We start from the raw sequence: 20860 nt of genomic DNA, 5'->3' as shown, positions 1-20860 counted from the left end.
TATTCCCTTCAATAATTTACACTATGAAATTTTTAAAACTACTCATTTTATTTGTTTTTACTCAAGTTTCCGCGCAACAAGGCGGTATGTGGATTCCTTCTTTGTTAAAAGGAATGAACGAAAGCGAAATGAAAAAATTAGGCATGAAGATTTCTGCCGAAGATATTTATTCGGTTAACAAATCTAGTTTAAAAGATGCGGTTCCTCAATTTGATGGCGGTTGCACTGCCGAAGTTATTTCAGACAAAGGACTCATTTTAACTAATCATCACTGTGGCTTTGACAATATTCAAAGTCATTCAACAGTAGAAAACGATTATTTAACCAATGGTTTTTGGGCCTATAAAATGGAAGAAGAATTGCCAAACAAAGACTTGTATGTTACTTTCATCATCCGAATTGAAGATGTTACTACAAAAGTTTTGGAAGGAACAGGAACTTTGGCTACTGAAGCTGAAAAACAGAAAAAAATTCAAGAGAATATAAGTTTTTTAAATAAAACTTTGCCTAAAGAAGCTTGGCAAGAAAACAACATACGAACATTTTATGATGGAAATCAATACCTTCTTTTTGTAATTGAAAACTATAAAGATGTTCGACTTGTTGGTGCTCCACCCAGTTCTATTGGCAAATTTGGCTCTGATACAGATAATTGGGTTTGGCCAAGACATACGGGTGATTTTTCATTGTTTAGAATTTATGCAGACAAAAATAATCGCCCTGCAGAATATTCAAAAGACAACGTCCCTTATAAACCAAAACACTTCTTACCTATTTCTATAAATGGAATTAAAGAAAATGATTTTACTATGGTTATGGGATATCCGGGAAGAACGCAAGAATATTTACCTTCAATGGCCGTTGATCAAATTGTAAACACTTTAAACCCAGTTAAAATTGAAGTCCGAGATGCTGCCTTGAAAGTGCAAGATGGATTTATGAGAAAAGACAATGCTATAAAAATCCAATATGCTTCAAAATATGCTGCTGTAGCTAATTATTGGAAAAAATGGATAGGAGAAACCAAAGGTTTGAAAAAGTCTAATGCAATTACTGTAAAACAAAAATTTGAAGTGGCCTTCAAAGAAAAAGTTATTTTAGCAGGAAAGCAAGCAGAATATGGTAACATAATTAGTGATTTTGAAAAAAATTATAGCGAAATAAAAGACTTTGCCTTAGCGAGAGATTTATTTTCCGAAGTAGTATTACGTAATTCTGAATTACTTCAAAACAGCTATCGTTTATATCAATTAGAACAAATTTTAAAAAATAAAGGCGAACAAGCGTTTACAGATAGAAAAAACAATTTATCAAATGGAATTGTGGATTTCTATAAAGATTATAACGCCATGGTTGATAAAAATGTGTTTGAACAATTAATAGCTATTTATGCCAAAAGAATACCAAGCCAATTTTTACCAAATGAATTGAATAACCTGAATGCTTATCAACTTACAAATGATATTTACAATAACACTAAATTAATAAAGCTAGAAGATTTTAGAAGTTTATTAGAAGGTGACTCCAAAACCGTAATTGAAAAAATAAATGCAGACAAAGGATATCAAATATTAAAAGTAATGGCTGATGCTTACACAAAAAATGTATTGCCGAAATATGATGAACTTAATTTAAAAAATATTGCTACTCAAAGAACCTACATGAAAGCTATTTTAGAATTATTTCCAAATAATAGAATTTTTCCTGATGCTAATAGCACACTTCGTGTTACTTATGGAAAAGTGAAAGGATATAAACCAAATGACGCCATTACTTTCGAACCTTTCACCTATCTTGATGGTGTGATGGAGAAATACGTACCGGGCGATTATGAATTTGATGTTCCCAAAAAACTAATTGATTTATACAACTCAAAAGATTATGGTGTTTATGCTTCCAAAGGAAAAATACCTGTTGCTTTTATAGCAACTAACCATACTACTGGAGGAAATTCAGGTAGTCCAGCGCTTGATGCAAAAGGAAACTTAATCGGATTAAACTTTGATAGAGTTTGGGAAGGAACAATGAGTGATATTTATTATTCACCTGAAATCTGCAGAAATATAATGGTTGATATTCGCTATGTATTATTCATCATTGATAAATTTGCAGAAGCTAATAACTTAATAAATGAGTTGAAAATCATTGCTCCAAAAAAGAAAATGTAATTTTTAACATCAATTTAAGTTTTGGCATGATTGTTGATAAAAAGTAGCCGAAGTGAAATATAGGTTTTTTAAAAAAAAATTAAAAATTATTTTAACCTATTAAAAAATTTATATCTTTGCCTCGAATTAATAATTAACCTTTTATATTAAGTAAGATGAAAAAAGTATTTTTAAGTTTAGCTGTTATTGCTGCATTAACTGTAGTATCTTGTAAACAAGCTGATGCTAACGCTGATGCTGCTGCTGACACAACTGCTGTTGAGGCTGTAGACACTGCTGCTGCTGCTGTTGATACTGCTGCTGCTGCTGTTGATGCTGCTGCTGCTGCAACTGAAGCTGCTCCAGCTGCTGCTCCAGCTGCTGCTCCAGCTGAAAAAAAATAATTAGAAACTAATTATTTTTTAAGATTTAAAGCCATCAGCCATAAGCGATGGCTTTCTTTTTTAATTATATTTTGCTAATAAAAGCATCTATCTCAATAAAAAAATAAGAGTTTAAAATTTATATTTTTTTAAATCTTTGAATCAAAATATCAAATATGACCATTTATGAAATTATAATTTCAATATTTTTTTGTATTCTAGTAGCTTTATTTTTAAAATGGATATCTAACATTGACAGAAAAATAAAAAAAGAAGAAAAATTGAAAAAATATTACTTTGAAATTTTAAAAAAAGAGAAAGAAAAAGAAGAAAAAGAAATTGAAAAACCACAATTAAATAAACACTAATTCAATTATCTAATTATTTAATATTATTAACTGAATTAAAATCAATGTTTTTTGACTGTTAAACCATAAATAAAAAGCCTCTAATTAAAAGTTAGAGGCTTTTGTACTCAAGGCGGGACTTGAACCCGCACGAACATTGCTGTTCACTGGATTTTAAGTCCAGCGTGTCTACCAATTTCACCACTCGAGCATTATAGTAGTAGAGCGAAAAACGGGGCTCGAACCCGCGACCTCGACCTTGGCAAGGTCGCGCTCTACCAACTGAGCTATTTTCGCATTAACATTATATGTTAGAACAGCAATACTTATGCTGTATTGCGGATGCAAATGTAATATTAAAAATGAATAATACAAACCTTTTTTTTTAAAAAAAAGTTTGTTACACCCTAACCAATTGATAAACACATTTCATTAACTGCATTTATTTTTTCTGTAGTATACGCTTTAATTCATTTAGCTTCATCAAAGCTTCAATTGGCGTCAAAGTATTAATATCTAAATTCATTATGTCTTCTCGAATTTCTTCCAGTAAAGGATCATCTAGATTAAAAATATTCAGTTGCATCTCGTCCTTAACCGATTTTATGCCATTTAATGATTCACTAGAATGGTTTTTTTCTAATTTCTTTAATATTTTCTGAGCTTTCTGAATTACCATTTGTGGCATTCCGGCCATTTTTGCCACATGAATACCAAAACTATGAGCACTTCCTCCGGCAACCAACTTTCTGATAAAAAGGACAGTGTCTTTTAACTCTTTTACCGAAACATTATAATTATTAATTCTTGGCAACAACTCACTCATTTCGTTCAATTCATGATAATGCGTAGCAAATAATGTTTTTGGTCTGGCCGGATTTTCATGCAAGAACTCAGCAATTGCCCATGCTATAGAGATACCATCATACGTACTCGTTCCTCGACCAATTTCATCTAACAACACCAAACTCCTATCTGAAATATTATTCAAAATTGAAGCAGTTTCATTCATCTCCACCATAAAAGTAGATTCGCCCATCGAAATGTTATCGCTTGCCCCTACTCGTGTGAAAATTTTATCTACGATTCCCATCCTGAGTTTCTCAGCCGGAACAAAACTTCCCATTTGTGCTAACAAAACAATCAATGCCGTTTGTCTCAAAATTGCCGACTTTCCCGACATGTTTGGCCCCGTAATCATAATAATTTGTTGTGATTCTCTATCTAAGAAAACATCATTGGGAACATAAGGAATACCAACAGGTAATTGCTTTTCAATAACCGGATGACGTCCATTTGTGATTTCCAACTCGAATGTTTCATCAAGAGTTGGACACACATAATCATTTTCTATCGCTAATTGTGCAAATGAAATCAGGCAATCTAATTGTCCTATTAAATTGGCATTCAGTTGAACTTGTTTAATATAAGTTGCAATCCAACTGACCAATTGTTCAAATAATTGACTTTCTATTTGATGTATTTTTTCTTCTGCTCCAAGGATTTTAGTCTCGTATTCTTTTAATTCTTCAGTAATATAACGTTCTGCATTAACTAAAGTCTGCTTTCTAATCCACTCAGCAGGAACTTTATCTTTATGTGTGTTTCGAACTTCAATATAATAGCCAAAAACATTATTAAAAGATATTTTTAAAGAAGAAATTCCTGTTAATTCTGATTCTCGTCTTTCAATGTCTTCTAAATATTCTTTCCCAGAAAAAGCAATATTTCGTAATTCGTCTAATTCAGCATGAACACCATTTGCAATAGCGTTACCTTTTGCAATAGCTACTGGCGCATCTTGATTTAAAGTGGTTTTTATTTTTTCACGAAGCAAATCACACGAATGCAAACTATCGCCAATAACCCGAACAGCTTCTTGTTTACTTTCTAAAGCAATCTTTTTTATTGGAATTATTGCATCTAATGATTCCTTCAGATAAATAACTTCTCGAGGAGAAATTTTTCCGGTTGCCACTTTTGAAATCAAACGTTCCAAATCGGAAATTTGCTTGATTTGGTATTGTATTTTCTGAAGAATTTCTGAATTTTGCTTTAAATAAGAAACAACTTCATGGCGACCTCTGATCTTGTGAATGTCTTTCAATGGCAATGCTAACCAGCGTTTCAACAATCTGGAACCCATTGGCGAAAGCGTTTTATCTATCACATCTAATAGGGTAACAGCATTATCAGAATGACTGTGATACAATTCTAAATTCCGAATAGTAAATCGATCCATCCAAACATAGGCATCTTCCGCGATTCTTTGAATATTGGTGATGTGCTGCACTTTATTATGTTGTGTTTCTGATAAATAAAACAAAATTGCGCCTGATGCTATAATGCCATCGAGCAATTCTTCAATTCCAAAACCTTTTAAGGATTTAGTTTGAAAATGATTGTTTAATGTTTCAAGCGCATAATCTTCTTTATAAACCCAATCTTCGAGATAAAAAACATTGAATCTTTCTCCGAATAGTTCTTTGAATTGATTTCGGTTATTTTTTTGAATTAAAATTTCACTTGGACTAAAATTCTGCAGCAGTTTATCAATATATTCCTCATTGCCTTGAGCCGTTAAAAATTCTCCAGTAGAAACATCTAAAAACGAAACGCCTAATTGCTTTTTCCCAAAATAAACCGAAGCCAAAAAATTATTCGATTTCGATTGTAAAACCTCATCGTTCATAGAAACTCCTGGCGTAACCAATTCTGTTACACCTCGTTTGACAATCGTTTTAGTCATTTTTGGATCTTCAAGTTGATCACAAATCGCAACCCGAAGTCCGGCTTTTACCAATTTTGGCAAATAGGTGTTTAAAGAATGATGTGGAAAACCCGCTAAAGCCGTTTCGGTTTCTGAACCTGCACCACGCTTGGTTAAAACAATTCCAAGTATTTTAGATGACCGAATAGCATCTTCTCCAAAGGTTTCATAAAAATCACCTACTCTAAACAACAAACACGCATCGGGATATTTTCTTTTTATCTCGTTGTATTGCTTCATTAAAGGGGTTTCTTTCGTCGAAGTTTCTTTGGCTGCCAATAGTTTTGGAATTAATTTTAGTGAAAGCGAATTTAAATATTTTAGAATGATTTAGCCATCCTAAAAAAAATTAATTTAACCTTAAGACAAAAAAATGAGGGAAGTTATAATTTTTAAATAGATTTGCTCCAGAAACTAAAATACTATAAAAAATGAAAAAAATTATTTTATTAGCTGCAATAACTGTATTTGGTGTTGCAACTAGCAATGCGCAAACTGCAAAAAAAGCTGCAAAAAAAGCTGATGCTCCAGTTAAAGTTGAAACTCAAAAAGTTGACGGACCTGGAATGGTTTTCGAAAACGAAACTATCGATTACGGAACAATTCCTCACAATTCTGATGGAAACAGAGAATTTGTTTTTGTAAACAATGGAAATAAACCTCTAAAAATTGAAAGTACTCAGGGTTCATGTGGCTGTACTGTTCCTACTAAACCAGAAGGTGACATTGCTCCAGGTGCAAAAGGAAAAATCGGAGTAAAATATGCGACTGATAGAGTTGGTCCATTTACTAAAACAGTAACTATTAAATCAAATGCTGTAGGACAAGAAACTAAAGTAGTTACTATAAAAGGAACTGTTTTACCTGATGCTCCAGCTGATGGTGCTGCTCCAACAAAAAGCTAAATTTTACTTAATTATAATTCAAGAAAATCCCGTCTCATTGTAAAAAACGAGATGGGATTTTTTTGAATATCTTTGCCATTTACTAAAGATGGTTGACTCGAAGCTTTAACTGAAAAGACAAAGCAATTTTATAAGATAAAAAATATGCGCAAGCTTGAAAATAAAGAATTAGAACGTAAATCAATTGCTGACTTTAAAGAAGCCGTAAAAACACCCTTAATAATTATACTGGATGATATTCGAAGTCTCCATAATATTGGCTCTGTTTTTAGAACTGCAGATGCCTTTTTAATTGAAAAAATATATTTGTGTGGCATAACGGCAATTCCTCCCAATAAAGAAATTCACAAAACAGCACTTGGCGCTACCGAAACGGTTACTTGGGAATATCAAAAAGATATTTTAGAAGTAATTGAAAATCTTAAAAAAGAAAGCATTTCCGTTTTTGCCATTGAACAAGTTGAAAACGCAATCTTTCTTCAGGATTTTAAAATGGATAAAAATAAAAAATATGCCTTGATTTTTGGAAACGAAGTGTATGGCGTCGACCAAAAAGCTATTGAGCTTTGTGACGGAACCATTGAAATTCCTCAATTAGGCAGCAAACATTCTTTAAATATTTCGGTGAGTGCAGGAATTGTAGTTTGGGATTTGTTTCAGAAAATGAAGTACTAACCTGAGATCTTATTCTGAATTTCATTTAAAATATAAACATAATCTTCTTGATTATTCTGAAAATCTCTATTGGTCACATCAATAATCAAAATGTTTAAATTTGTTTGCGATTTGATATAATCCAAATAACCATTATTTATTTTTTCAAGATATTGTGCCGGAATTTCCTGCTCATAAATTCTTCCTCTTGCTTTGATGTTTTCCAAAAGTCGATCTGTGGTTTGATACAAATAAATATACAAATCGGGCTTCGGCATTTCTTTGTAAATAATATCAAACATGGTTTTATACAAACGAAACTCATCTTCGGAAAGAGTAACTTTAGCAAAAATCAAGGATTTAAAAATATGATAATCGGCAACAATAAAATCTTTAAATAAATCAAATTGCGCCAAATCATCAGAAATTTGCTGATACCTGTCTGCTAAAAATGACATTTCAAGCGGAAAAGCATAACGGTTTTGGTCTTCGTAGAATTTTGGTAAAAAAGGATTGTCTGCAAAACGCTCAAGAACTGATTTAGCATTAAAATCTTCAGCTAGTTTATTTGTCAAGGTAGTTTTTCCAGAACCAATATTTCCTTCTATAGCGATATAATTAAAATGATCGAGTTTTAATCTGGCAATTGGGATTTCAAGATTTTGAATGACTTTGCAATTGCTTTTATCTTCCGAAAGAACCAATAATTCATGCAAATATTTTTGTAAAATAGGATGACGCCAGTCTAAATGCAAATCCTGCATCGGCAGCAAAACAAACAAACGGTTTTGCATTTCCGGATGAGGTACCTGTAGTTTCTCGGAAGCGATAATTTCTTCGTCAAAAGTTATCACATCAATATCAATGATTCGCGCATGATACCCTTTTGCCTCTTCGCGTACTCTTCCCAAAGCTTCTTCGAGTAAAAGGCATTCTTCCAAAACTTGATGTGCTGATTTATGTGTATTCATAATCACAGCACAATTGTAGAATTTCTCACTATCAAAACCCCATGATGGTGTTTCATAAAGTTTTGAAACTCTAATTATTGTACCTATTTCTTTGTGCAAATTATCAATGCAACGGACAATGTTTTCGAGACAATTGCCTAGATTGCTGCCTAAGGATAAAATGACTTGATGCTGCTTTTTCATGTAAGCACAAATTAACTAAAACTATTTTAGAATAATGCCAAAAACAACCGACTGTTAATAACAATTTCTCAACAATTAATGTGAACTTTAAATCATAAAACTTCCACAAATAGTAACCGCTTTTTGAGTAAAAGGCTTTATTTTTGTTATGTGCAAGCGTAACTAAATCTATCACATCATGTTAAAGAAAATCTTAAAAATCGTTGGAATTGTTTTGTTGCTGTTAGTCATATCGGCATTTGCAATTCCGTATTTCTTTAAAGATCAAATCAAAGCTAAAATTTTAACTTCCATTAATGAAAAAGTAGACGCTAAAGTGGCTTTCGTCGATGCAGATTTGAGTTTATTTAGAAATTTTCCCAATGCTAGTGTGTCAATTGAGAAACTTTCAATAATCAACAAAGCACCTTTTGAAGGAGATACTTTAGTAGCTTTTGACGAATTGAATCTAAAAATGTCAATCAAAGAATTGTTTAAAGGCGATAACGAAACTATTAATATCGATGGGGTTTCATCCAAAAATGGTTTAATAAATATCATCTTAAACAAAGACGGAATTGGCAATTATGATATTGCTTTAAAAGATAAAAATAATATCGAAGATAAAAAAAACAAACCGCTTTCGTTAAAGATAAAAGACTATTCCGTAGAAAATTTCAAGTTTAAATACTATGATGAAAAGTCAAAAATAAAAATGGTTTTAGATAGCATCAATCATGAAGGTACTGGTGATTTTGCCTCTTCAAAATTGGATTTAGTAACTAAATCCAATGCCAAAGTTTCTTTGGATATGGATAAAGTAAATTACATGAAAAATGTTGGGATTACTCTAGATGCCGTTATTGGAATTGACTTAGATAAAAGCAAATATACTTTCAAAGAAAATAAAGCCAAAATCAATGAATTACCTTTAGAATTTGACGGTTTCATCCAATTGGTCGATGCCGGACAACAATATGATTTGACATTTAAAACACCAACTTCTTCGTTCAAAAACTTCTTGGGATTAATTCCGGCGCAATATTCGAGTAATTTAAAAGAGGTGAAAACCAGTGGCGATTTTACCGTTGCCGGTTTTGCGAAAGGATTGTATTCAGAGACTTCTGTGCCAAAATTCAATGTCAAAATTGCTTCAAACAATGCATCATTTCAATATCCGAATCTACCAAAGTCAGTCAATAACATTATCATCGACACCAAAATCATCAATGAAACCGGGGTGATTAATGACACTTATGTGAACTTGGATAAATTGTCGTTCCAAATTGATCAGGATGTTTTCAATGCCAAAGCAAATATTAAAAACATTTCCGAAAATGCTTTAGTGAATGCTACACTAAAAGGAACTATCAATTTGGCTAATCTCACAAAAGCATATCCTATAAAATTGGACAAACCGTTAACCGGAATTCTAAAAGCCGATGTAACGACAGCATTCGATATGCAATCGGTAGAAAAAAGTGATTATGCACGAATCCGAAATTCAGGAACGCTTGACTTAACAGGTTTTAATTATACGGATGAAGATGGTAAAACCATGAAAATCAGCAGAGCTTTTGTTTCATTTGACCCAAGTCGTGTAAACTTAAAACAATTTAATGCAACAACCGGAAAAACGGATTTGGCTGTAACTGGAATTTTGGAAAATTTCTATGGTTTTGTGTTTAAAAATCAGGAATTGAAAGGGAACTTTAATTTGAATTCCAATCAATTGGCGGTAAGCGATTTTATGACTTCGAAAACGGATGCTAAAAAACAAATCAAAGCAAATGAAGCCATGAAAATTCCGGCGTTTTTGAATTGTTCTCTTACAGCAAAGGCGAACACGGTTTTGAATGATAATTTGGTTTTGAAAAACGTTTCCGGCAAGGTAATTATCAAAGACCAAAAAGCTACTTTGGAAAATGGCAAAACTGATATTTTTGGTGGGTTGATTACGTTTAATGGTGAGGTGTCTACAAAAGAAAAAATATCCAAATTCAATATGAATTTAGAATTAAATGGAGTTGAAATTGCTCAAACTTTTACACAGTTGGACATGATGAAAAAAATTGCTCCAATAGCTGGAGTAATTAACGGAAAACTGAATTCGAAAATCAAAGTTTCTGGGAATCTGAACGACAAAGAAATGACGCCCGATTTGAAAAGCATTACGGGAGATTTAATGGGACAATTGCTTTCAACAACAGTGAATTCAAGTAACTCAACTTTATTAACCGCTTTGGATAACAAGTTAGGTTTTGTGGATTTGAAAAAATTAAATCTTAATGATTTAAAGGCCGCATTAACTTTTAAAGATGGAAAAGTAAACGTAAAACCTTTCGACATCAAATACCAAGACATCAAAGCTACAATATGCGGGTCGCATGGTTTTGATCAATTGATGAACTATAATGTGAAATTAGATGTTCCGTCTAAATATTTGGGAACAGAAATCAATAATTTAATCGGAAAATTAACCCCTAAAGACGCCAATAAATTTGAAACGATTCCTATAAATGCTATTCTTACCGGCAATTTTAAAAATCCAAATATTACAACTGATGTTAAACAAACTACAACCACTTTGGTTACTAACTTGGTGAAACAACAAAAAGATAAGTTGATAAAACAAGGCACTTCTGCACTCGGAAATATTATCCAAAATATCACTAAACCAAAGGATACTTCCAAAACGGCGACACCAAAACCAGATTTGAAAACACAGGCTAAAGATTTACTCAATGGCTTGTTCAACAAAAAGAAAAAAGAGGAACCAAAACCGGCTATAACAACACCAACTAAATAAGGAATTTTTTTTAAATAGGCAGGGCTATATACAACTAAAAAACAGAGTTTAAGTGAAGAGGAACTAGTTAGAATTTTCGTTAACTAGTGCCTTTTCCCTTTTAACTTTTCTCTATTTCGTCACGTAGTTTTTTTGTCAAACTCTTATAAACCAAATCATAGGAATGATTGATTAATTCGCAAATCATTTTATCAGAAACGTCACTATTAAAATCAACGGTTATCCAATGTATTTTACTCATGTGGTATCCTGGATTTATAGCTTCAAATTGCGCGCTAAATTCTGCATTATTTTCAGGTTCTCCTTTTAGGTTTAGTGACGGTGTTCCTTTTTCCCATTCCTTTAGTGAAGTAAGGCAAAACATTTTACCGCCAACTTTAAAAACCAAAGTATCTTCATCAAACGGGAAATGTTCAGTCACCGCTTTTTTAGATAAACAAAATTCATAGAGTTGTTGAATGTTCATGTGTTTTAGTTTTCAGATGCAATTTTTAATTTTCTCCATCATTTTTTCGGGATGAGCCAAAGGGGTAAAATCAAATTTTTCATATAAAAAATGGGCATCCGATGTGGCTAACCGCCAAATTTTGACTTGTTGCAATTGTGGTTCTTTCATCATTGTATCAATCAAGATGGTAGAATATCCTTTTCCGCGATGTTTCTCATCTATAAACACATCCATCAGATAAGCAAAAACAACATAATCCGTAATAACACGAGCAAAACCAATTTGATCCTCATCCTCATAAATTCCGAAACAAAATGAAGCATCAATTGTAGTTTGCACTTCATCAATTGTCCTGCCGGCTGCCCAATAAATATCCTTCAAAAAATTTTGAATAAACGGAACATTGAGTTTGTTTTTATCGGTGGAAACGGTTATCATATTGATTGTTGATTGAACATTAACGATTGTTGATTTTTAACTTCAGAAATCTAAATTCAAAAATCTTAAATCTTAAATAATACAGGTTTACTTGGAGATGCATCATTTTCAAACGGCGCTATTTGTAAATTCAACAGATAACTTCCATCACGAATGTTGTCATCAACAAAAATCAGTTCAGTAATGGTACAATCCAATCGTGCATCTTCATTGAGATTATTGATGTCTTTGACGTTCCAAAAGGCTTTGTGTGCCAATAATCTTCCTTCATCTTCTTCCCTGTCAACACTTGGTAAATCAATTAGCAAATGCTTAATACCGCTTTCGCGAATGAAAGTTGCAGCTTCTTCTAATAAATATGGCGGATTCGTTTTGGAATAGTTTTTATGTTTTTTGCTATCAAAATTTGGCAAGGTTCTAATGACAATAGCTTCTGGAGTTATACCGCTCAACCCTTTTTCAATTTGTTCCTTGGTTATAATCATATCTCCATTTATGTTCTCTGGTTCAATCGAAATTAATTCAGCTGTAAAGAAAAACTGTTTTAAACATTGATTAATGCTATAAAATTCGCGTGTTATATGTCCTAGACATTCGGTATGCGTTCCGTGTCCGTGTGGATTGAAGAAAATATTATTGAAATTAGTCGAACTTCCTTCAGAAACTTTTCCAATCCAATTACCAAATTTTACCGGTTCAATTTTCGGTTTTTCGATATACCAAGCAATCGGATTGGCATTGGTATTTGATAATGGAATAGAAATATCAATAGGTTTTGATAAGTCGATTTCGAAGTTTTGAATTTTTGCTTTCATAGTTTAACCGCAAAGAGCGCAAGGATTTTACGCAAAGTCCGCGAAATTTTTATAGATTGTTAACTATTCTTTTTATTCCATTTTTTATTAAAACGACATTGAAATTAATCAACATCCCTAATTTACAATTTGTGAGTTTTAAATAAGTCAATAGTTGTGCAAAATGAACATCATTTAAAGCATCAACTGATTTTATCTCTAGAATTATTTTATTTTCTACAATTATATCGATTCTATAACCAACTTCTAATTTAACTTCTTCATAAAACAGAGGTAATGATTTTTGCTTTTGGACCTCTAATCCGGTTTTTTTCAATTCGTAAAATAGACATTCTTCATAAGCACTCTCTAAAAGTCCTGGTCCAAGTGATTGATGTACTTTTAGTGCGCAATCAAATACTACTTTTGATAATTCATTTACTGTCATAAACTTAGCGCTCTTTGATTATTTCATTGCGAACTTTGCGGTTAACTACTCCAAATTTAGCAAAAACAAATCACTTGCAATTCCATCACTAAAAAACTTACCATTTTTCGTGGTTCGCAAAATATTATCATCTACAAAAAGCAAATGATCTTCGATATAGTTGTAGGATTGTTTATTTAAATAATCCAAATATGTTTTCCCAAATTCGCGCTCAATTCGGTCTAAAGAAATGCCCCAAATGGTTCGTAAACCAGTCATCACATACTCGTTGTATCTATCTGTTTTGGTTAAGGTTTCTGTTTCCGATGGCAACATGTTATCAGAAATTGATTTTAAATAAAGTGTATTGTTTGAAATATTCCAACTTCTCGAAATTCCATTGTAACTGTGCGCCGAAGGACCAATTCCGATGTATTTTTTTCCTAGCCAATAACTCGAATTGTTTTTGGAGAGATAAGTTGACTTTCCAAAATTAGACAACTCATAATGAATAAATCCATTTTGTTCGAGCTTGTCAACCAGCAAATGAAAATGCTCCTGCGCCACTTCATCATCGGGTGGCGGAATAATTCCTTTTTGGACAAAGGTATGTAAAGCCGTTTTGGGCTCGACTGTCAAAGCGTAACTCGAAATGTGAGGCACGTTAAAAGACAATGCGGTTTCTATGTTTTGCAACCATTTTTCATTTGACATATTTGGTACACAATAAATCAAATCGATGGAAATATTATCAAAATATTGTGTGGCAATTTCCAAACATTTTTTGGCTTCCGCCGAATTATGAGCTCGGTTCATCAGCTTTAAATCATCCTCAAAAAAGGATTGGATTCCAATGCTTAAGCGGTTGATTCGGTTGTGTGATAATTCGATTATTCGAGTTTCTGTTAAGTCATCTGGATTGGCTTCAACCGTGATTTCCGGATTTTCTGCAACAGTATAATTTCGATATACTTCATCAATCAAAAATCTTAAATCCTGAGTCTCCAAAATCGATGGCGTTCCGCCACCAAAATAAATCGTTTCGACTATTTCATCTTTTAATTCAATTGCACGCAATGAAATTTCTTTGGCTAAAGCCAAAACCATCTCATCTTTTTTCTTTAATGAAGTCGAAAAATGGAAGTCACAGTAATGACAGGCTTGTTTGCAGAAAGGAATATGGATGTAAATGCCGCTCATTGATTTGAAAATTGATTAATTTGAAAATTTGAAAATGAAACTACCAACTTCAAATTTCCAAATCTTCAAATTATTTAATTCTGTCTTCATTCTGTTTTACAAAAGCATCCCAACCGGTATAACTCTTTGTTCCCGTAACTTTTCCTGAGTTGAAAAAGTGGCAAACTGCTGCGGCTAAACCATCTGTTGAATCGAGATTTTTTGGTAATTCTTTCAACCCTAAAAGCTGTTGCAACATTTTGGCTACTTGTTCTTTACTGGCATTTCCGTTGCCCGTAATAGCCATTTTTATCTTTTTGGGTTCGTATTCGGTAATTGGTATTTGACGTGACAAACCAGCAGCCATGGCAACACCTTGCGCTCTTCCAAGTTTGAGCATTGATTGTACATTCTTGCCAAAGAATGGCGCTTCAATTGCAATTTCATCTGGATGATGCGTTTCTATTAATTCAATAGTTCGTTCAAAAATAACTTTTAGCTTGGTGTAATGATCATCATATTTACTAAGAATCAATTCGTTCAGTTGAATGAATTCCATCTTTTTGTTTACGACTTTTATCAACCCAAATCCCATAATGGTGGTTCCCGGGTCAATTCCTAATATTATGCGTTCGTTTGCCATTTTTTTAATGGTTGTCGGTTGTTGGTTGTCAGTATAATTTATTTTCAAATTCTCAAATTCTGAAATCTTAAAATCCAATTACCTACTTTTGTAACAATGATTACAATTCCACACAAAGCTAAGCAATTCAGTGTTTTTATTATCAAACTTTTGATTGTAACTGCTGCTTTTTATTTCATCTACGAGCAATTAGCCAATAATGACAAACTCGATTGGGTAAAATTCCACAGTTTGCTTTATGATAACCAATCGATTTCGGGAACTTTATTTTTGCTTTCCTTCAGTTTTACCAATCGGTATCTCGAAATTTTAAAATGGCAAAATCTGGTTTCGGTTATAAAACCGATTTCACTTGGCGAATCTACTAAACAAGTTCTCGGAGCATTAACTGCAGGGATTTTTACACCAAATGGACTTGGAGAATACGCTGGGAAAGCTTTGTATTTTGACAAAAAGAAAACCAAGAAAATCATATTTCTAAATCTAATTTGCAACGGAATTCAGATGGTTTTAACCGTGGTTTTTGGAACAATTGGACTATTGATTCTTGGCTATTGGAAATGGAGTTTAGCCATAATCGGTTTGTCTATTTTCTTTATACTATTTTCTTTTCTCTTCAAGAATATCAAGATTAAAGGCTATTCGATTGAAAAACTTATATACAAAATCAACGAAATCCCGAAACGAATTCACACTAAAAACAATCTTCTTGCACTTTGTCGCTATTTGGTTTTTTCGCATCAATACTATTTTTTATTTCTCGCTTTTGATGTAGATTTACCTTATATAACGATGATGGCAACCATTGCAACTGTATATTTTTTTGCTTCGTCTTTACCGAGTTTCCAGTTTCTGGACTTTGCTGTAAAAGGCAGTGTGGCGGTTTTTTTCTTCGGAAAATTAGGTGTAAACGAATGGATTGTTGTTTTTATTTCCGCTTTAATGTGGTTTTTAAATGTGGTTTTACCTGTTGTTGTCGGAAGTTATTATGTACTTAAATTCAAACCAAAATGGGAATAGTTTCGATTGTATTGCTAGTTATTTTATTGGTATATGTTCTTTTAATTGTTCAATTGATTTTTGGATTCAACAAAGTGAAATCTTTTCATGTAACAGATTTGGCTTCAAAAACGGCTTTTACAATTGTGATTCCTTTTCGGAATGAAGCTAAAAATTTACCAAAACTTTTAGAATCGATTTCCAATTTGAACTATCCGCATAAGATGATTGAAATTATTCTGGTAGATGATTTTTCAACCGATAATTCGGAACGCATTTGCATTCAATGGCGCATGAAATATGAGCATTTGGACACAACATTATTGGAAAACCTTCACCTTTCCTATTCGCCCAAAAAAGATGCAATAGGACGAGCTATGCCAATTGCCAAACACGATTGGATAGTTACTACTGATGCTGATTGTATAGTGAATAAAAATTGGTTATTGACATTAAATAATTATATTCAAACAAATAATCCAGAAATGATTGTAGGTGCTGTGATGTATCGAGCCAAAAACAACTGGTTTCATCATTTTCAACAGCTGGATTTAATGAGTTTGCAGGGCGTAACTATCGGGAGTTTTGGTATTGGGAAACCATTTATGTGCAACGGAGCGAACTTTGCTTACACCAAAAAAATCTTTTCTGAAATTGGTGGATTTGGTGGAATTAGTGATAAAGCCAGTGGCGATGATGTTTTCTTATTACAAAAAGCGGTAAATACCAATAAAGAGAAAGTGCATTATCTTAAAAACAACGATGTCATTGTAAAAACCAAACCAGAAAACGATTTATATAAACTTTTTATGCAACGGGTTCGTTGGGCAGGAAAATCAACCAGTTATAAAAGTGATTATGCTAAGTTTTTGGCAGTTATAGTCCTTCTGATGAATTTATCTTTAACTATTGCCTTTTGCCTTTTGCCTTTTGCCTTTTTAAACTGGAAAGTAGTATTGAGTGTGTTTTTGATAAAATATATAGTTGATTCTATTTTGCTTTATAAATCGAATGCTTATCTGCGTAAAGGGAAGTTTTTTGTACCGATAGCAAGTAGTGTCACTTATCCTTTCTTTTCAAGTTTGGTTGGAATTTATTCGCTTTTTGGAAGCTTTAGATGGAAAGGTAGAATGTTTAGAAAATAATTACTCCGTTTTAATAATAACTGGAAGCACAAATTTTGTTTTAACCGGAATTCCCCTTTTAATGGCCGGATTAACTTTAGGGAAATTAACCAAGCGAACACGAAGAATGCTGTCGATTTTTATAGTGTCATAAGCAACCGAATCTTTTGGAAATTGTGGCTCGAACTCCATAATTGAATTAGGAAAAACAGTCACTTTAACTTCAATGGTATCGAGTTTTGGAAATAAAGTTGAAAGAGTATCAACTGCCAGTTTTTGTTGAATGGTTGCTGTTAAAAATTCGAAAAAACATTGTTTGCGTTGGGTTGCATCGGTAAGTTTTTCACAATCGGCCACCGATGGATATTCATCCACTTCATTCCAGTTAATTTCCTTCAATTGCTTTTCCAATAATTCTTTTTCATTAGGTACTTTCTTTTCAAAGTATTGACAGGAAAAACACAGTGATACTAAAAATAAAGCAATAGCTTTTTTCATGAACGATTTCAATGGATTAATAAAACCAAAAATAAGAAATTATATTCACTACCTCTTTCGTTTGCCAAAAAAAGAAAAGCGCTCTTCCGATACTTCAGAATTGAGCGCTTTTCTTTTATATAAATTTTAAAAAATTATTCTACTATTAATTTTTTAATCACTTTCATATTATTGTCTGAAGTAACTTCAAGCAGATAAACTCCTTTTGAAACTGATGACAAATCAAGAGTTTGTAATGAAACTGCTCTTGTTGGTTTTTCAATAAGTATTAGTTTTCCAAGTATATCATAAACAGCAATTGCTGCAATAGTTCCACTGTTTTTAACCGAAATAGTAACTAAATCAGACACTGGATTTGGATAGAAAATAAAATCACAATTCTCAAATTCATTAACTCCAAGTTGAGCTACAAACTCTGTTTGTAATGTATTAGTGATAATCGGAGGGTTAAAATCAAAATAAATAGATGCTGTGTTTGAGATAATATCACCTACAGCATAACCTGCTCTAGGTTTTACTTGAAATGTTATATAACCTTTTCCTATATTAGAGTCTGCAACAGAAACAGGCAATTGAATATTGTCAAATCGCCAAGTCAAATTATTATCAACTCTATCCATAATATAATTGTGACTAGCACCAATCATTTTTATAGTATTTTCATTTAATCTTGAATCTAATAAATCATTTACTCTAACATTGATGGCGCTGGCTGTTCCCGTGTTTTCAAATCGGATGGTGTAATACAAATAATCATTAGCAGTAAAAGTAGAATGCAATATTTTTTCTCCATGCGACTCCATTTTATCGTTAGGATCATATGAACCAATAATTATTTGAGAACTAGAAGAAGAATTATTTGAAGGAACCACATCTCCGCTAATTGGTGCTATATTGGCAGTATTAGTTAACAAATTCCCTAAAGTGACTGTTGGAATATTTGGCACTTGCATGGTCACTGTAATAGTTCTTGTTTCAAAAGGTAAAAGGTTGGTAAAATTATATGTAAATCCGTTAACTGTGGAAGTTGTTCCTGTTTGAGAGTTTGCAGTTATAGTTACCAAAGCATCTTTAATAAAAGTAACTGTTCCAGAAGCAACTGTTTGATTACCAAAATTAGTATAAACAATTCTTTCTTGATAAGTAAACCCAGGTCTTGGAGAATTAAGTGGAACAATGTATACTGCCAAGTCGTTGTAGCTTTGTGTAACAGTAATTGGAAAATTATAAGTTTGCATTCCAGCACCAATTATTACATTAACATTGCTATAAGAAGAAGTAGTTATACCATAAGAAGATACATAATTTGGATCAATAGCATAACTCAAATCATACGAATTAGTTGCGTTTGTATCATATATATTATAAACTCCTGTTGGAGAAATAATATTATGAACGTTTCCATTATTATTTACTTCATAGGTAAACTGTCCTAATGGAAAGTTTTGCTCACCAACATCTTTAGTTCCGTTACTGTTACTATCTAAAAAGGCATTTAATCGTAAACCTGAACAATCTATTCCTCCAATTGAATTTCCTTGTTCAGTAATTGTAATAAGACCTGATTGATTACTAAAATTAGTGACCATCATCAAATAATATTGTCCTGGTTGTGCATTAGGAATTATAGGATATTCAACTGCTGCATTAGAATAACTACAACTTACAATATTGTTTGGCGATAGCTGACTACAAGCATTCGTCAATGAAGAAAATGGCCCGTATACCACAAAATCTACATCAGAAGTTCCACCATTTAAAGTTGTTTGCACTATTTGTAAATTTATTGTTCCTGCGCCACTTACTGGTAAATAAAACCAAGTTGGATTTAGAGTTGTATTCAAACAACCTGCTTGACCAGTTGAAGTAGCATTAATTGTGTTTTGAAAAGGAACACCCAATGAATTACATAAAGAGTTTGCTTGAGAACAAACATATGCCAAGTTACAATTGGAATAAGTATTTAATTGAAACGAATAAATATTATCGCAAGAATTAGGAACAATCTCTCTAACAAACACATTTGTAATTGGATTTTGAATACCAATATTCAATATTTGTGGATTCGAAAATGGCACTACTTGATTTTGTGCATTAGTCAAACTTGGATAATATTCTAAAGTATTTGTTGTATTTATTTGCGCTTGAACTGTTGTTAAATCAAAAGTAACTACACCATCATTATTATCATCACATTGTTGCATATTGTTTAATGGGGTTACTACACTAGAAAACGTATCAACAATAAGAGAGAAACCTAATATTTGAAAAGTTTGATTAGCATTATTCTCCAATCGAGCAAATACCGGCCGCGATGTTGCAGTACAGAAAGACGTTATTGAAGTTATAGGATTAACATCATTTTGAGCATCTGATTGCGAGTTGTGATATGTAATTGTATATTCGGATGGATTTAAGGTATTCAGGATAAATACATTATTCAAAGAAATATCGAAACAAGCTGAGCCAGTTTCATTTATACACTGTCTTAAATCTACTGGTTGCCCAGCTTGAGGAATACAAGCCGTTGTGGAAAAAGTAGTTTGAACCCATGAACTTAAATTTACAGAACTACAATAAGTTCGAATATAAACATCATATTGCGAACCACAGGTCAAACCTACAACTGTATATGGACTTCCTTGAGCAAATATTACAGCATTATTGTTTGTTGGTGCAGGACTTCCAGCAGGAGCAATATAAATAGAAGATTGCGTAATTGAATCTGTATTAGTCCAAGCTATGGTTGCCGAAGTTTCACTTATATTGGCTGTGGCTAAATTTGTAGGTGGCAAACATGTTGTGCCTCCACCACAATCTATTGTAACTAATTCTATAATTCCTATGGAAAAACAACCTGTTACGACATTCTCGGCTCTGTAATAAATAGGTAATTGACTAGCTGGTAAGGCAATACTAACATAACAACTAGGATTTGTAATTGGATTAATTCCTGCTTGGGCATTAAATTGAGACTGATAAAAGCTAACAGACATATTTGGCATTCCAAAAGCAATTGAATTTTCAACACTCGTTAAATTCAAACATTGAAAAGTATTTGAACAAGCTGATATTGTTTGTGTTGGTGATGGTGGTATTGGATTTACATTCAAATTATAAGGCATAATGATAACTTGTCCCGTAGCAACAGTTACTATTCTA

The 20860-nt window shown here is 32.6% G+C and carries 18 protein-coding genes and 2 tRNA genes; 8 read left to right on the top strand and 12 right to left on the bottom strand.

The annotated features are described in order from the left end of the window. Window positions 1-23 precede the first annotated feature (23 nt). The 3 genes from ACOYLP_RS00940 to ACOYLP_RS00930 all read left to right on the top strand — a co-directional run bounded on the left by ACOYLP_RS00940 (window position 24) and on the right by ACOYLP_RS00930 (window position 2898). On the top strand, window positions 24-2168 hold the full coding sequence (locus ACOYLP_RS00940; protein WP_422854290.1) for a S46 family peptidase: 2145 nt from the start codon (window positions 24-26) through the stop codon (window positions 2166-2168). Window positions 2169-2323: 155 nt separating this feature from the next. Continuing rightward, complete coding sequence (locus ACOYLP_RS00935; protein ID WP_422854289.1) at window positions 2324-2551, top strand: hypothetical protein; 228 nt, start codon at window positions 2324-2326, stop codon at window positions 2549-2551. A 155-nt stretch (window positions 2552-2706) separates the two neighbouring features. Beyond that, complete coding sequence (locus ACOYLP_RS00930; protein WP_422854288.1) at window positions 2707-2898, top strand: hypothetical protein; 192 nt, start codon at window positions 2707-2709, stop codon at window positions 2896-2898. 104 nt (window positions 2899-3002) lie between these two features. On the opposite strand, the gene ACOYLP_RS00925 is transcribed toward ACOYLP_RS00930, so the two are convergent. From ACOYLP_RS00925 to mutS, 3 genes are all read right to left on the bottom strand, one after another. Continuing rightward, window positions 3003-3088 (bottom strand) — tRNA-Leu (locus tag ACOYLP_RS00925). Between the two features lie 13 nt (window positions 3089-3101). Beyond that, window positions 3102-3174 (bottom strand) — tRNA-Gly (locus tag ACOYLP_RS00920). Between the two features lie 145 nt (window positions 3175-3319). Then, entirely contained in the window at window positions 3320-5926 is a 2607-nt protein-coding gene (mutS, locus tag ACOYLP_RS00915; protein WP_422854287.1) for a DNA mismatch repair protein MutS, read from the bottom strand. A gap of 152 nt (window positions 5927-6078) precedes the next feature. On the opposite strand from mutS, the gene ACOYLP_RS00910 reads away from it, so the two are divergent. After that, window positions 6079-6552 carry a DUF1573 domain-containing protein gene (locus ACOYLP_RS00910; RefSeq protein WP_422854286.1) on the top strand — a complete coding sequence of 158 codons (474 nt, stop codon included), beginning with the start codon at window positions 6079-6081 and terminating at the stop codon, window positions 6550-6552. Between the two features lie 144 nt (window positions 6553-6696). Continuing rightward, the gene (locus ACOYLP_RS00905; RefSeq protein WP_422854285.1) at window positions 6697-7227 is read left to right on the top strand and encodes an RNA methyltransferase; all 531 of its coding nucleotides are present in this window, start codon (window positions 6697-6699) and stop codon (window positions 7225-7227) included. On the opposite strand, the gene folK is transcribed toward ACOYLP_RS00905, so the two are convergent. Further along, on the bottom strand, window positions 7224-8360 hold the full coding sequence (gene folK, locus ACOYLP_RS00900) for a 2-amino-4-hydroxy-6-hydroxymethyldihydropteridine diphosphokinase (RefSeq protein ID WP_422854284.1): 1137 nt from the start codon (window positions 8358-8360) through the stop codon (window positions 7224-7226). The two genes, ACOYLP_RS00905 and folK, sit on opposite strands and share 4 nt — an antisense overlap. A gap of 178 nt (window positions 8361-8538) precedes the next feature. Here folK and ACOYLP_RS00895 point away from each other — a divergent pair, with 178 nt between their 5' ends. Beyond that, window positions 8539-11148 carry an AsmA-like C-terminal region-containing protein gene (locus ACOYLP_RS00895; RefSeq protein WP_422854283.1) on the top strand — a complete coding sequence of 870 codons (2610 nt, stop codon included), beginning with the start codon at window positions 8539-8541 and terminating at the stop codon, window positions 11146-11148. A gap of 100 nt (window positions 11149-11248) precedes the next feature. Here the strand turns inward: ACOYLP_RS00895 and ACOYLP_RS00890 are convergent, their stop codons facing one another. The 6 genes from ACOYLP_RS00890 to ruvC form a co-directional block, all read right to left on the bottom strand. Further along, window positions 11249-11614: an MmcQ/YjbR family DNA-binding protein gene (locus ACOYLP_RS00890; protein WP_422854282.1), complete on the bottom strand. Its 366-nt coding sequence runs from the start codon at window positions 11612-11614 to the stop codon at window positions 11249-11251. 12 nt (window positions 11615-11626) lie between these two features. Continuing rightward, window positions 11627-12034 (bottom strand): GNAT family N-acetyltransferase, encoded by a 408-nt coding sequence (locus ACOYLP_RS00885; RefSeq protein ID WP_422854281.1) that lies wholly within the window; start codon window positions 12032-12034, stop codon window positions 11627-11629. Between the two features lie 65 nt (window positions 12035-12099). Beyond that, the gene (locus ACOYLP_RS00880) at window positions 12100-12849 is read right to left on the bottom strand and encodes a cyclase family protein (protein WP_422854280.1); all 750 of its coding nucleotides are present in this window, start codon (window positions 12847-12849) and stop codon (window positions 12100-12102) included. 49 nt (window positions 12850-12898) lie between these two features. After that, the gene (locus ACOYLP_RS00875) at window positions 12899-13276 is read right to left on the bottom strand and encodes a GxxExxY protein (RefSeq protein WP_422854279.1); all 378 of its coding nucleotides are present in this window, start codon (window positions 13274-13276) and stop codon (window positions 12899-12901) included. 45 nt (window positions 13277-13321) lie between these two features. After that, window positions 13322-14455: a radical SAM family heme chaperone HemW gene (gene hemW, locus ACOYLP_RS00870; protein ID WP_422854278.1), complete on the bottom strand. Its 1134-nt coding sequence runs from the start codon at window positions 14453-14455 to the stop codon at window positions 13322-13324. 70 nt (window positions 14456-14525) lie between these two features. Beyond that, entirely contained in the window at window positions 14526-15077 is a 552-nt protein-coding gene (ruvC, locus tag ACOYLP_RS00865) for a crossover junction endodeoxyribonuclease RuvC (protein WP_422854316.1), read from the bottom strand. Window positions 15078-15173: 96 nt separating this feature from the next. Between ruvC and ACOYLP_RS00860 the strand changes: the two genes are divergently transcribed. After that, complete coding sequence (locus ACOYLP_RS00860) at window positions 15174-16097, top strand: hypothetical protein (protein ID WP_422854277.1); 924 nt, start codon at window positions 15174-15176, stop codon at window positions 16095-16097. Continuing rightward, entirely contained in the window at window positions 16088-17221 is a 1134-nt protein-coding gene (locus ACOYLP_RS00855) for a glycosyltransferase family 2 protein (protein WP_422854276.1), read from the top strand. The genes ACOYLP_RS00860 and ACOYLP_RS00855 overlap by 10 nt, the downstream gene beginning before the upstream one ends. Here the strand turns inward: ACOYLP_RS00855 and ACOYLP_RS00850 are convergent, their stop codons facing one another. Continuing rightward, entirely contained in the window at window positions 17222-17698 is a 477-nt protein-coding gene (locus tag ACOYLP_RS00850) for a hypothetical protein (RefSeq protein WP_422854275.1), read from the bottom strand. Window positions 17699-17832: 134 nt separating this feature from the next. Continuing rightward, window positions 17833-20860, bottom strand: a 3028-nt coding sequence (locus ACOYLP_RS00845) for a DUF7619 domain-containing protein (RefSeq protein ID WP_422854274.1), incomplete at its 5' end; no start/stop codon positions are given.

Origin of the sequence: Flavobacterium sp. (assembly GCF_049318325.1) — a bacterium.
In the GTDB taxonomy this organism is placed as follows: domain Bacteria; phylum Bacteroidota; class Bacteroidia; order Flavobacteriales; family Flavobacteriaceae; genus Flavobacterium.
This window is presented reverse-complemented; position numbering and strand designations above follow the sequence as displayed.

Bases quoted from the DNA above. Each gene is read 5' to 3' on its own strand.
- ACOYLP_RS00940 (WP_422854290.1), top strand. From the start codon at position 24: ATGAAATTTTTAAAACTACTCATTTTATTTGTTTTTACTCAAGTTTCC.
- ACOYLP_RS00935 (WP_422854289.1), top strand. From the start codon at position 2,324: ATGAAAAAAGTATTTTTAAGTTTAGCTGTTATTGCTGCATTAACTGTA.
- ACOYLP_RS00930 (WP_422854288.1), top strand. From the start codon at position 2,707: ATGACCATTTATGAAATTATAATTTCAATATTTTTTTGTATTCTAGTA.
- ACOYLP_RS00910 (WP_422854286.1), top strand. From the start codon at position 6,079: ATGAAAAAAATTATTTTATTAGCTGCAATAACTGTATTTGGTGTTGCA.
- ACOYLP_RS00905 (WP_422854285.1), top strand. From the start codon at position 6,697: ATGCGCAAGCTTGAAAATAAAGAATTAGAACGTAAATCAATTGCTGAC.
- folK (WP_422854284.1), bottom strand. From the start codon at position 8,360: ATGAAAAAGCAGCATCAAGTCATTTTATCCTTAGGCAGCAATCTAGGC.
- ACOYLP_RS00895 (WP_422854283.1), top strand. From the start codon at position 8,539: ATGTTAAAGAAAATCTTAAAAATCGTTGGAATTGTTTTGTTGCTGTTA.
- ACOYLP_RS00890 (WP_422854282.1), bottom strand. From the start codon at position 11,614: ATGAACATTCAACAACTCTATGAATTTTGTTTATCTAAAAAAGCGGTG.
- ACOYLP_RS00885 (WP_422854281.1), bottom strand. From the start codon at position 12,034: ATGATAACCGTTTCCACCGATAAAAACAAACTCAATGTTCCGTTTATT.
- ACOYLP_RS00880 (WP_422854280.1), bottom strand. From the start codon at position 12,849: ATGAAAGCAAAAATTCAAAACTTCGAAATCGACTTATCAAAACCTATT.
- ACOYLP_RS00875 (WP_422854279.1), bottom strand. From the start codon at position 13,276: ATGACAGTAAATGAATTATCAAAAGTAGTATTTGATTGCGCACTAAAA.
- hemW (WP_422854278.1), bottom strand. From the start codon at position 14,455: ATGAGCGGCATTTACATCCATATTCCTTTCTGCAAACAAGCCTGTCAT.
- ruvC (WP_422854316.1), bottom strand. From the start codon at position 15,077: ATGGCAAACGAACGCATAATATTAGGAATTGACCCGGGAACCACCATT.
- ACOYLP_RS00860 (WP_422854277.1), top strand. From the start codon at position 15,174: ATGATTACAATTCCACACAAAGCTAAGCAATTCAGTGTTTTTATTATC.
- ACOYLP_RS00855 (WP_422854276.1), top strand. From the start codon at position 16,088: ATGGGAATAGTTTCGATTGTATTGCTAGTTATTTTATTGGTATATGTT.
- ACOYLP_RS00850 (WP_422854275.1), bottom strand. From the start codon at position 17,698: ATGAAAAAAGCTATTGCTTTATTTTTAGTATCACTGTGTTTTTCCTGT.